Source organism: Actinoplanes sp. G11-F43, assembly GCF_050589265.1.
GTDB lineage: Bacteria > Actinomycetota > Actinomycetes > Mycobacteriales > Micromonosporaceae > Actinoplanes.
The window spans coordinates 44,522-56,286 of record NZ_JBNZCE010000041.1 but is presented as its reverse complement, the minus strand read 5'-3'; the positions used below and the strand labels follow the sequence as shown (position 1 = coordinate 56,286).

Below are 11,765 nucleotides of genomic sequence, written 5' to 3'. Positions count from 1 at the left end.
TTTGGTACGCCGGCCGCGTCCACCACACTGTGGACGCGGCCGGGCGAGGGGTCAGCGGGTGGCCAGCGAGCGGCCTGCGGCGGACGCGGCCTCGTGGGCGTTCTTGCGCATCTCGGCGGCCGTGTCGGTGAAGGCGTCCAGCGCCGGGTTCACGCCGACCAGGGTGAACTCGCGCTCGATCAGGGTCAGCTCGGCACCCCAGATGTCACCGACGACGCGGCGCAGGTAGTCGGTGTTGTGGTCCCAGCCCTCACGCGGGGTGCCCGCGCCGTAGGCACCACCACGGGTGGTGAGGACGACGGCCGGCTTGCCCTCGAGGAACTTCTCACCGTTCTCGCCGCCGGCGATGGCCAGGTCGATCCAGGTCTTGGCGTGCTGGGAGACGCCGTAGTTGTAGAACGGCAGGGCAAGAATCACGGCGTCGGCGGCACGCAGCTCGTCGGCCAGCTCACCGGCCAGGGCGACGGCGCCGTGGTGGGCGTCGCTGCGCTGGTCGACCGGCACGTACGCGGCCTGGATGGCGGTGGCCCAGGCGTCGGCGGGCAGCGGGTCGGAGCCCAGGTGCCGTCGCTTGATCTCCGCGCCGCTCAGTTCCTTCTCCACCAGGTCGGCGAGCTCGGTGCTGGCGGAGTTGGGGCCGAGGATGCTGGCGTCGATACGCAGGATGGCCATGAGGGTCCCTTCATTTGAATGTTCAACAGGAGCATGCCACGGCCGCTGTTGAACGTTCAAGTCGCCCATCGCGTATTCTTCTGTTCCGTGAGCGACAGCACATCCGTCCCATGGCTCTCCGACGAGGAAACCCGCGCCTGGAAAGCACTCATCTCCGTGCTCACCACCGTCCCCGCGGCCATCGACGCCCAGCTCAAACGGGACTCCGGAGTCAACTTCTTCGAATACTCGATCCTGTCCGCCCTCTCCCAGGCACCCGACCGGTCGGTACGGATGGGGGCACTCGCACACCTGGCCGCCGGCACCCCCTCCCGGATCTCACACGCCGTCTCCCGGCTGGAAAAACACGGCTGGGTCGAACGCCACAGTGTGGAGACGGCCACCGAATCCCGGTGCGTGTGGGCGACACTTACCGACGCCGGCTGGGACGCGGTCGTGGCCGCCGCCCCCGATCACGTCCGCGAGGCCCGTCGCCTGGTCTTCGACGTCCTCACCCCGGACCAGGTCGGCCAACTCGCCGCGATCGGCACCCAGCTGCTGATGACGGCGGCGCCGCACATGCGCGCCTGCCTGGGCCCCCAGCCGGAGGACACCTAGCCGCCCGCTGGCCCCGGAGGCGAGAGACCTAGGGCACACGCGACCCGGAACGATGGCGTTTCACACCTTGGTCTGTGCCGTTTTACATATTTATGTACGTTCCGGGTGGCACTCCGCCCGCTCGCGGTCATCCTCCCGCGCGGGCGTCCGGCCGCGTGCCACGTCTTGGTCGGTCGCTCGCCGCGCGTTGGTCGGCCACCTGCCGCGCATTGGCCGATCTTGGAGGATTTGCCACCGTTTCGAGCCTTCTTCTCGGCTGCTGGCCCGCTCGCGGTCATTTCTTTGCGCGAATGTCCGCCCTCCAGCTCCGACCTGGCCGATCTTGGTGGATTTGCCACCGTTTCCGGTGGTAAATCCACCAAGATCTCTGCTGAGCGGGTCGCCCGCGCGAGGGATTGACCGCAAGTGATCAGGCGGCCGAGAACGAAGCTCGAAATGGTGGCAAATTGACCAAGATCTTTCGCAGGCGGACGCTCATCGGCTACGCCCCTCCGGCTACTGCCCCTCCCGCTACTGCCCTCGGCCATGGCCCCTCGGCCACGGCCCCTCGGACATGACCTCTCGGACACGGCCCCTCGGCCACAGCCTCTCGGACACGGCCCCTCGGCCACAGCCCCTCGGCCACAGCCCCTCGGCCACAGCCCCTCGGCCACAGCCCCTCAGCTACGGCCCCTCGGTAGGGAGAACGTTCTTTCTCGCGGAATGCCGGCCGGTTGAAAGCGAGGCCAGGAGCCGCGGATGGACAGAACGTTCGTTCTGGGGGCAGGCGGGCGGCGGACCTGGCTAGTAGCGTCGGCGGGCATGGTTGAGCAGACTGCCTCACGTTATCTAGCTGTCGTTGACGAAGCGCTGCCCGGGTTCGTGGAGAAGCTGTATCTGACGGGATCGGTCGCGCTCGGGGCCTACCAACCCGGGGCCAGCGACATCGACACGCTGATCGTTACCAGTCGTCACGCTACTGACGATGATCTCGGCATCCTGGCGGATCTGCATGCGGCGAGGGCCGGGCGTCCACATCTTGACGGCGTCTACCTGGATCGGGAAACGTTGATTCGACAACCCTCTGAGCAGCAGGTGGTGCCGTTCGTGGTGGACGGCGAGTTTCGCACCGGTCGGCCGTGCGGTGAACTGAACCCGGTGCTGTGGCTGCTGTTGACGCGCTACGGCATTCCCGTGCGCGGGCCGAGCGTGGCCGATCTCGGTCTCACCGTCGACTACGAGGCGTTGCGCCGTTACAACCTGGGGAACCTCGAAACCTACTGGGCACCCGGCGCCGAACCGCTCCGCACCACCGACACCGTCCAGCCCGAGGCGATCGCCTGGTGTGTGCTCGGGCCGGCCCGGCTGCATTTCACCCTCGCCCACCACGATGTCGTCTCCAAGGCTGGTGCCGCCGCCTACCTGGGCGAACTCTTTCCGGAGTACGCCGATGTCGCCGCCCGAGCGGTCCGCTGGCGGCGCGGCGAGCCGGTCGTGTTCACCTCCGCCGACGCGCACACCGTCGCCGACTCCATCGATGCCGTGGTCGCTGACGCACACCATCGCTGGGGATCCGCCTAGAGCCGGAAACCCACGTCGGCTCCGCGCCGAACCCGACCCCATCGGGATCCTTGACCACCCTCGCCGCTCCAACAACCGCCGGAACGGTCGCGCGTCGCTTTGAGCAGAAAGAACGTTCGTTCTCCCGGAACGTGAACCAACGCGAGGCGCCATCGCCGCGGAAACACCGGATGCGGCGCCGGAACGCGAGGCCAGGACCCGAGGCCGGGCGCGGGAACGCGGGCCGCAGAGCCGGGATGCGGGAACGCGGGGTGCGAGAGCGGTCCAGACGGCCCAGGAGTAGAGGTGGGGCCGGGACCGCGTTCGGCGCGGAGGCAGGGCCGGGACGCAGGTCCGAGTCACGGACGCAGGACCAAGTCACGGGACCGGGTCACGGGACGCGGGACCGAGTCACGAAACGCAGGACCGAGTCACGAAACGCAGGACCGAGTCACGGGACGCAGGGACGCTTCGTGGATTAGGGATGGGTGAGGGTGATGGGGGTGGTCAGGGGGCCGCGGCTACCGGTGACGGGGCGGCGGGATGCGGGCTTGGCAGGCGGGAATCGCGTTCGACGCGCTGGCCCCACCACGTGCCGGCCAAGACCAGGGTGATGCCCGCGGTGGCCAACAGGGTCAGGTGTTCGCCGCCCAGGCTGATGCCTATCAGGACTGCCCACACCGGTTCGGTGCCCAGGAGCAGGCTGGCTCGGGCCGGGGATGTGCGGCGGATCGCCCACAACTGGACCAGGAACGCGAACACGCTGCAACCCAGCGCCAGGTAGAGGATGCCGGCCCACTCCCCCGCCCCGAATCCGGTCGTTGTCAACGGCCAGGCCGCGGCGCCGAACAACACGGCGCCCACCACCGTCTGGATGGTCGTCAACGTCACCGTGTCGTCGGCGGGCCTGGTCAGGCGGCCGGACAGGGTCACGTGCGCGGCCCGGACCAGCGCGGCCAGCAACATCAGGACGTCACCCCAGTTGGGGGTACGCCACCCGGGCCCGGCCACCAGCAACGCCACGCCCGCGGTGGCCAGGGCGGCGGCCGCGAAGAAGCGGGGTGGCAGGCCGCCCTGCATCAGGGGTGTGATCAGGATCGTCAGGCTGATCAGCACGCCCGCGTTGGTGGCGCTGGTCATCGACACGCCGTAGGTCTCCAACGCCAGCACCGCCGCCTGGGTGCCGCCGAGCAGCAGCCCGACCGCCAGCTCGCGACGGCGGACGCGCCGCCGCAGCATCAGTGGGAGCAGCACGGCCGCCGACACCAGGTAGCGCAGGGCCAGCACGAGCAGCACGCCACCGGCCACCACCAGGGTTTTGGCGGCCAGGTAGCTGCTCCCCCAGATGGCGGCCACAGCCAGCAGAAGAAGGTCTCCGGTCACATCGGCAAGCGTGCGGGGCGCCGATCCGGTAGACAAGATGCCATCTGTTGAAACAACGATGTAGTGGGGCCTAATGGATCCGCACCACCTGCGACTGCTGCGGGAGCTGGGCGAGCGGGGCAGCCTCGCCGCTGTCGCGCGGGCCTCGCGCATCACCCCGTCCGCCGTGTCGCAGCAGCTCAACGCGCTGCAGCGGCAGTCGAAGGTGCCGCTGACCGAGCGCCGGGGCCGCCGTCTGGTGCTGACCGCGGCGGGGCAGGCGCTGGCCGCGGCGGCCGTCGACGTGATGGCCGCGCTGGACCGGGCCGCCCGGGCGGTCGGTGACCACCTGGACGATCCGGGCGCGCCGGTGAGTGTCGCGGCGTTCAACAGTGCCGCGCTGACCTGGTTCGCGCCGCTGTTCGCGCGGGCCCCGCAGGTGCGCTGCACGGACCGGGACGTGGCACACGCCGACTTCCCGTCGCTGGTCGGCGACTACGACCTGGTCATCGCGCACCGGCTGGCGCACAGTCCGCCGTGGCCTGCGGACCGGATCGCGGTCATCCCGATCATGCGGGAGCCGTTGTACGTGGCGATGTCCCTGACCCATCCGCTGGCCGCGCGCGAACCGCTCACCGCGTCGGACGTCGGTGCCTGGCCGTGGATCAGCGTGCACGACGGCTTCCCGCTGACCGGGGTGCTGACCGCGATCGCCGCGGCGGCCGGGCGGCCGTTGGACGTCCGGCACCGGGTCAACGAGTTCACCGTGGCGGCCTCGCTGGTCGCGGCCGGCGACATGCTGGCTCTGCTGCCCGGCCGGACCACGGTCCCCGGCCCGCGGCTGGCGTTGCGCGCGCTCACCGATCTGCCGGTGGCCCGGCACATCGACGTGCTGGCCCGGCCGGAGACCCTGCACCGCGCGTCGGTCCGGGCGGTCCTGGACGCGCTGCGGGCGATCACACCGCCCGAAGCGCCGTGACGGGAGACGCACGGCCGGGAATCGGTAGAGGCCCCGGGCGCACCGCGGGTGATCGACGTGGCAGTTGTCCGGGACGTCCGGTTCGCTGCCGAACGGCACTCCCCCGGCCCGCGGACGTCCCAGCACCCGGCCGAAGGTGTCCGGGTCGACGTCGAAGGCCGGTGCGTTTCCGGTCGGCTGGCCGACGGTCATGAAGCCGAGTGTCAGCCGGTCGTCGACGCGTACCGGCGCGAAGTGATGCTCCTTTCCCCGGTAGCTCCGTCAAGGCCGGCCTATGCGAAGTACGCCTTGATGCTGTTCGCCTCGCTGGTGACGGTGTCTGCGCTGATCAGGTCGGTGGCGTTCGCGGTGAGCACCGCGGCCCGGGTCCGCAGGATCTCGGCGGCCCGGCCACTGGTGTAGAGATCGGCCTTCAGGTCGGTGAGGGCTTTCTCGTACGCCGCCTTGAAGGTCGAATTCGCGTTGAAGCGGGTGACCAGGATGTTGCTCCGGCCGCCCATCCGCCCGGCTTGGTCGGGCCGCTGCTGGCCGCCTCCTTCGGGCCGGGCTCCGCCGCGGTCGCCCCCGCCGCGATTACCGCCGCCTCCCCCCATCCCGCCGAACGCCAGGTTGTGATCCCACGCGACCACCGTGAACTGATCCTTGTCGGTCGTGTACCGCAGATAGGAGTTGTTGCCCGGCCCGTCGATGTCGTCCGAGTTCTTGATCAGCTCCTGGACCGCCAGGTAGGTGGCGAACGCCCCGGTGTCCAGATGATCACCCAGCTCACTGCCGAACGTGGCGTCGTCGGACTCGTTGAGGAACTTGAGGAACGCGGTCAGCGGCGCGAAGTCCTCGTCACCGGCCTCCACGTCGAACACGTCGGTGTAGCTCGCCGCGTCGTCACCCCGATAGCTGTAGTCGCCGTTCGCCTCCGCCTTGTAGAGGACACCGGCACCGGTGAAGTTGTCGGCGGCCCACTTGTCGGCCGGGTTCTCGATGATCAGGCGCAGCACGTCGGTGCCGCCGGCGACACTCAGCCGGGTGGACGCCGACTTCTGGGTGGCCAGCCCGGCCTCGCCCAGCAGCTCCAGGGCGACCGCCTCGTTCAGTGACGACGCGGAATTGTTCGAGCGGACCACGAATTCGGTGTAGCCGCCGAGGTTCTGGCCGTCCACGTACTTGTCCAGGCGTACCAGCCAGGGCAGGTTCTGTGGGTTGCCGGTCTCGGTGGAATCACCCTTGGTGAGCCCGCGCAGCGACGAGTTGCCCTTCAGCCGCAGGCCGGCCCGCTCGAACGTCGTCCCGTCGACGACGACCGTCGCCTCGATCCACTTCTTGTCGCCGGAGTCCAGGTAGGTGTCGATCATCGCGTCGTAGTCGGCCTGCGCGAACGTGAAGTCGATGTCGTGCACCACGGCCGGGTCGAACAGCCCGGCGCCCGCCGTCGTCCCGCTCTCCGCCGTGGCGGTCGACGCGCAGGCGCCGAGGGCGACGAGGCCGACGGCGCCGGCGAGGGCAGCCCCGAAGGAGCGACGGGACAGGGTGTAGGGAGGCATCGAGGGTCACCCTTCGTAGCGGCGGTTCCGGATGTCTCCCAGAAAAGACGATTGCCTTGTGTACGGGCTGTGCCGGCCCTGTCAGTTGACGTTCAGATACGTGGCCACGTCTACGGCGATCTCCTGTGGATACTCTCCGTTGATCGCGTGCGAGGCCTCCGGATAGGTCTTCACCGTGGCCCGGGGCAGGACGCGCCCGGCGTACCCGGCGGCGGCTTCCGCGTCGTGCATCCGGGACTCGCCGGCCATCAGAACCAGTGCCGGGACGGTCAGCGCGGCGAGCCGGTCCCGGTCCGGCCGGGTGGGGGTGGCGAGTTTCATCGCGTACGCCCGCAGTCCCTCCTCGATCATGTCGGCCACCGGCACGTCCGCCACCGGTGCGTCGTTCGCGGTCCAGCTGGCGAAGCTCTCCCGCCAGGACCGGGGCGCCCAGCCGACACTCACCGGGATGGACCGCAGCACCGCACCGAACGACAGGTCACCGAAGGTGAGGATCGGGTCGAGCAGGATGATCCCGGCGACCTTCTCCGGGCGGTGCAGGGCCAGGTTCATCGCGGTCCAGCCGCCGAACGAGAGCCCGAACAGGTGGATCCGGGGCTCGGGCAGCGCCAAGAGCACCTCGTGCAGCCATTGGGCGTGATCGGATTCGGTCTCGATCGGGCGCTGCTGGACGCTGAGGCCGGGTTCACCGAGCAGGTCGACGGTGTAGACGTCGCGCAGCGCGAGCAGGGACGGCATGTTGTCGGCCCAGACCGGGGACGCCGACGCGCGGCCGGGCAGCAGCAGGAGTGGTGCGGCGTCCGGGGCGCCGCCGCCCGGCTCACCACCGCCGGCGAAGCGGTAGACCCGCACGACGCCGTAGCCGGTGCGGATGTCGAGGGTGCGCTCCGGGGCCGGCATGTCGGCCATCGCCGACCGGTAGGCGGTCCGGAACCGGTCATGGGCGCCGGCCGAGGTGAAGTAGCCGACCGGGGACGGGTCGCGCAGGGCGTAGGCCACCACGACGGCCAGGGCGACGAGAACGAGCGCCGCCCAGCGAAGTTTCGCTCTACTAACCATGCGGTCAGATTACTGACCGCATGGTAGAAAATTCAACCGGTAGGGTAGTGCGGTGCCCACGCTCACCGAACTCGCCCGCCGCGCCCAGCTGATCGGCGTCACCATCGACCTGATCGCGCGGCACGGCCACGCCGGCACCTCACTGGCCCGGATCGCCGAGGCGGCCGGCATCTCCAAAGCCGCCGTGCTCTACCACTTCCCGTCCAAGGACGCGGTGGTGCGGGCGGCGTACGACACGGTCATCGACGGGCTGACCACGCGGGTCGGCGCGGCGGTCGCCACCGAGTCCGGGGCGGCGGCGCTGGCGGCGTACCTCCGCTCGATCACCGGCTACCTGCGGGACAACCCGGCACACACCCGCATGATCGTGGAGGGCATCGGCGAGTCCCCGGCCGTCGAGGACACCCCGAACGCTCCGAGCCGCCGCGACGCGGTGGCCGCTCTGATCACCGCGGCCCGCGACGCCGGCGACTACCGCCCCGACGTGGACCCGCGGGTCACCGCGGTGATCGTGAACGGCGCCCTGGACGCGATAGTCGCCGAGAACCTGTCCGACCCGTCCTTCGACACCACCGCCGCCACCGAGTCCCTGATCACCCTGCTGGGCCAGGCCCTGCGCTAGGTCGTGTGCTCCCTTCCCGGGCGGGGCGGCGGGCGGCGGGAGCCAGGTGGCGGCGGCGCTGACCCGTGGGGGTCGCGGCCGTGCTCATCCCGGGCTTCCACCGGACGGCTGCGGTGAGCCGGGCACCGCAACCGGCCCGGAACGGCGCTGCCGGATCCGGATCGTCACCACGGTGATCAGGGCGACCACCGCCAGCGGCGCCCCGGGGAACTTGACGAACCGGGACAGCCCACCGCCGTCCGGCAGCACCAGGAAGGCGGCGGCGATGGTCAGCACCATCAGCAGCCGGGTCCGCACCGTGGTCGCGGCCAGCAGAGTCAGCGGCCACAGGATGTACCAGGCGTGGAAGACCGGGACCAGGGCCACGAACGCGACCAGCGAGAGGGCGGCGCCGTGCAGGGCCGCCCTCCCCCGGTCGGCGGCCCGCAGCGCCCGGAACCACAGGAGGACCAGCGTGCCGGCGAGCACCACCAGCGCCAGGTCACGCATGAACGGGACAGCGTCGAAACCGGGAGAGAACAACCGGCCGGTGTACGTCAGGGTCATCCCGATCGCGGTCGGCAGCGAGGTGAACTGGATCAGCCCGTCACCCACCCGCATCGCCGGAATCCAGCCCAGACCCAGGCCGCTGGCCACGGTGACCGCGCCGAACGACGCCAGTGATCCGGTGCCGATCAGCAGCGCCGAGGACAGGAACGGGCGGGCCGCCAGCAGCACCGCGAACGGGATCAGCACCCCGGCGGTCGCCTTCACCGAGACCGCCAGTCCGAGCAGCGCACCGGCCCCGAGGAGCACGGCGGGGCGTGGGCTCAGGCGTACCAGCAGATGGAGAGCGACCACCGCCAACCCGAGCATGATCGCATCGTTGTGCGGCGCGGCCAGCATGTGTGCCCCGACCAGGGGACCGGCGAGCGCGAGCCAGACCGCCCGGCCGGGATCGACGCCGCAGCGGCGGGCCAGCGCCGGCAGAGCGAGACCGGCGGCGAGGATGCCGGCCAGGGTGACCAGCCGGAAGATGATCAGGGAGCCGGTGAGCCCGCCGCCCACCTTGACGACCGCGGCGGCGATCAGGATGAACAGCGGGCCGTACGGGGTGGGCGTGTCCCGCCAGATCGGCGACACCGTCTCCAGCCAGGTGCACGGCAGGGCCGACACGCCGAACCGATAGGGGTCGATCCCGTGCAGGTACATCTCCCCCTGACAGGTGTAGGAGTAGACGTCGCGACTGCCCATCGCCGGCACGAACAGGAACGGCAGCATCCACAGCAGCGCGGTGACGGTGGCCCAGCGCACCGACGGGGTGCGGTCCCGGGCCGACCACCAGGCCCACGCCTGGAAGCCGGTGCCGACCAGCCAGAGGCTCAGGATCGCCGGTCCGTAGGGTCCGCGGGCGATGCTGACCGGGTTGGAGCTGAGGTCCGCGTGCGGGTGCGCGCCGCCCAGCCACCCGGCGGTGACGAGCATGAGCGATCCGGCGAGACCGAGGAGGCGGAGGTACGTCAGCACAGGCACATCGTGTCTGTACTCCATGAACGCCAGTCGACCGGCCTCTGAAGAGGGACTTTTCAGCACATAATGCCCGATACGTCCGGAATATCCGGAAAAATGGTTCAGGTGATGCTCGAACGTGTAGCAGTGGAGACAGGAGCCTACGAGACCCGTGTGCTGGGCATGGTCCGATGGCCGCGCAGCGAGGGCGAACTCCTCGAATTCCGGATCCGGGACGCCTCCGGCGGGCCACCCCCACCCCCACCGGCCAACCCCGGCAACACCTTCGTGCCCGCCTTCGCCCTGCCCGCGATGGCCATCGGCGAGCCGCTGATCATCAACGCGCCGGTCTCCGGCCGGCTGCTGCGCGGCGCCCGCGACGCCATGGACCTCTACCAGCGCTGGTGGGACGTCAAACCGGCGGAGATCGTGCCGGCCTCCACCGCCGGGCCGACCGCCGCCGCCGACGGGGTCGGGCTGTTCTTCACCGCCGGCGCCGACTCGCACTACAGCCTGCTCAAGGACCTGCGCCGGGCCGAGGCCCCCGGCCACCGGGAGATCACCCACCTGGTCTTCGCCAACGTGCTGCAGGACGACGGCCCCGACCACGAACGCCTGCTCACCCGGCTCACCGAGGTCGCCCGGGAGACCGGCAAACGGCTGCTCGTGGTGGAGACCAACCTGCGCACCCTGACCGAGGAGGTGGTGGGCTGGAACGAATACCACGGCGCGGCCCTGGCCGCCGTCGCGCTGGCCTGCGAAGGTGTGCTCGGCACCTGCCTGCTGGCATCCACCGAGGACTACGGGCACCTGTCGCCGTGGGGCTCACACCCGCTGCTCGACCCGCTCTGGTCCACCGAAGGCCTCGCCCTGGTCCACGACGGGGTGGAGACCGCCCGGATCGAGAAGATCTCCCAGTACCTGGTGCACTCGGCGCTGGCCCTGCGCACCCTGACCGTGTGCACGCACAGCGAACCCGGCGTCAACTGTGGCACCTGCGACGACTGCGTCACCACGATGATCGCGCTGGAGATCGGCGGTGGGCTCGGCGAATGCGCCACCCTCCCCCGCAGCCTGGACACCGAACTGGTCCGGCACACCAGATTACGGACCTGGGCGCAGTCCGACGCGTGGCGCGAGCTGGCCAACCAGCTCGCCACCCTGGACCTGCCGGAGCTGAGCGACGCGGTCGCCGAGGCGCTGGCCGGGGCCGACGGCACGACCGCCTGGCGACCGCGATTTCAGCGAACGACCTTGTAGGTGATGTGGGTCGCAAGCGACGCCGACCGTGACCCGAGCAGCTGCAGTCTCATCGCCGGCACCCCGTCGAACAGCCGCGTGCCGGCCCCCATGATCACCGGTGCCACGTGCAGGACGATCTGGTCGACCAGGCCGGCGGTGAGGAACTGGTTGATCGTGGTGGCGCCGCCGGCGATCGAGATCCGCCCGTCGCCGGTGGCCTTCACCGCCCGCTCCAGGGCCTCGTGCGGGCCACCGGTGACGAAGTGGAAGGTGGTGCCACCCGCCATCGGCAGATCCTCGCGGGCGTGGCTGGTCAGGACGAAGACCGGCTTGTGGTACGGGGGATCCTCGCCCCACCAGCCGGTCCACTCCGGATCCCACTCGCCCCGCCCCGGGCTGAACATGTTGCGGCCCATGATGAAGGCGTCCGCGTCGACGATCTCCGCGATCTCCGCGGCGTTCTCCTCCCGCGTCTCCATCATCCAGCGCATGATCTCGTCGGTCGGCCCGTCCCCGAACGCCTTGTCGAGCCGCTGGTTGTGCCCGGCCATGAACCCGTCCACGGAAACGGCGACGGAGACTGTCACGAAGGCCATCATCTATCCTCACTGTCGAACCGGTTGCGTTGTGAAACCGATAGTAGACTGCAACCGGTTGGTGAGGGAAC

At 70.2% G+C, this 11,765-nt stretch carries 11 protein-coding genes; 5 read left to right on the top strand and 6 right to left on the bottom strand.

Annotated features, from left to right (window positions below):
• Positions 1-51 precede the first annotated feature (51 nt).
• Complete coding sequence (locus tag ACQ0O7_RS36595; protein WP_430789388.1) at positions 52-672, bottom strand: FMN-dependent NADH-azoreductase; 621 nt, start codon at positions 670-672, stop codon at positions 52-54.
• Between the two features lie 87 nt (positions 673-759).
• On the opposite strand from ACQ0O7_RS36595, the gene ACQ0O7_RS36590 reads away from it, so the two are divergent.
• Complete coding sequence (locus ACQ0O7_RS36590; protein WP_430789386.1) at positions 760-1,269, top strand: MarR family winged helix-turn-helix transcriptional regulator; 510 nt, start codon at positions 760-762, stop codon at positions 1,267-1,269.
• Between the two features lie 801 nt (positions 1,270-2,070).
• Positions 2,071-2,829 (top strand): nucleotidyltransferase domain-containing protein, encoded by a 759-nt coding sequence (locus ACQ0O7_RS36585; RefSeq protein WP_430789384.1) that lies wholly within the window; start codon positions 2,071-2,073, stop codon positions 2,827-2,829.
• A gap of 486 nt (positions 2,830-3,315) precedes the next feature.
• Here ACQ0O7_RS36585 and ACQ0O7_RS36580 read toward each other — a convergent pair whose 3' ends face one another.
• On the bottom strand, positions 3,316-4,191 hold the full coding sequence (locus ACQ0O7_RS36580) for a DMT family transporter (protein ID WP_430789382.1): 876 nt from the start codon (positions 4,189-4,191) through the stop codon (positions 3,316-3,318).
• 73 nt (positions 4,192-4,264) lie between these two features.
• On the opposite strand from ACQ0O7_RS36580, the gene ACQ0O7_RS36575 reads away from it, so the two are divergent.
• The gene (locus tag ACQ0O7_RS36575; protein WP_430789380.1) at positions 4,265-5,149 is read left to right on the top strand and encodes a LysR family transcriptional regulator; all 885 of its coding nucleotides are present in this window, start codon (positions 4,265-4,267) and stop codon (positions 5,147-5,149) included.
• A 272-nt stretch (positions 5,150-5,421) separates the two neighbouring features.
• Here ACQ0O7_RS36575 and ACQ0O7_RS36570 read toward each other — a convergent pair whose 3' ends face one another.
• A complete protein-coding gene (locus ACQ0O7_RS36570; protein ID WP_430789378.1) occupies positions 5,422-6,687 on the bottom strand; it encodes a CotH kinase family protein in 1,266 nt (421 codons plus the stop codon).
• 81 nt (positions 6,688-6,768) lie between these two features.
• Positions 6,769-7,746 carry an alpha/beta fold hydrolase gene (locus tag ACQ0O7_RS36565; RefSeq protein WP_430789376.1) on the bottom strand — a complete coding sequence of 326 codons (978 nt, stop codon included), beginning with the start codon at positions 7,744-7,746 and terminating at the stop codon, positions 6,769-6,771.
• Between the two features lie 52 nt (positions 7,747-7,798).
• Here ACQ0O7_RS36565 and ACQ0O7_RS36560 point away from each other — a divergent pair, with 52 nt between their 5' ends.
• Positions 7,799-8,368 carry a TetR/AcrR family transcriptional regulator gene (locus ACQ0O7_RS36560; protein ID WP_430789374.1) on the top strand — a complete coding sequence of 190 codons (570 nt, stop codon included), beginning with the start codon at positions 7,799-7,801 and terminating at the stop codon, positions 8,366-8,368.
• A gap of 84 nt (positions 8,369-8,452) precedes the next feature.
• Here the strand turns inward: ACQ0O7_RS36560 and mptB are convergent, their stop codons facing one another.
• Positions 8,453-9,874 (bottom strand): polyprenol phosphomannose-dependent alpha 1,6 mannosyltransferase MptB, encoded by a 1,422-nt coding sequence (gene mptB / locus ACQ0O7_RS36555; protein ID WP_430789372.1) that lies wholly within the window; start codon positions 9,872-9,874, stop codon positions 8,453-8,455.
• Between the two features lie 129 nt (positions 9,875-10,003).
• Here mptB and ACQ0O7_RS36550 point away from each other — a divergent pair, with 129 nt between their 5' ends.
• A complete protein-coding gene (locus ACQ0O7_RS36550) occupies positions 10,004-11,116 on the top strand; it encodes a hypothetical protein (protein ID WP_430789370.1) in 1,113 nt (370 codons plus the stop codon).
• Here ACQ0O7_RS36550 and ACQ0O7_RS36545 read toward each other — a convergent pair.
• Positions 11,098-11,694 carry a dihydrofolate reductase family protein gene (locus ACQ0O7_RS36545; protein WP_430789368.1) on the bottom strand — a complete coding sequence of 199 codons (597 nt, stop codon included), beginning with the start codon at positions 11,692-11,694 and terminating at the stop codon, positions 11,098-11,100. The two genes, ACQ0O7_RS36550 and ACQ0O7_RS36545, sit on opposite strands and share 19 nt — an antisense overlap.
• Positions 11,695-11,765: the final 71 nt, after the last annotated feature.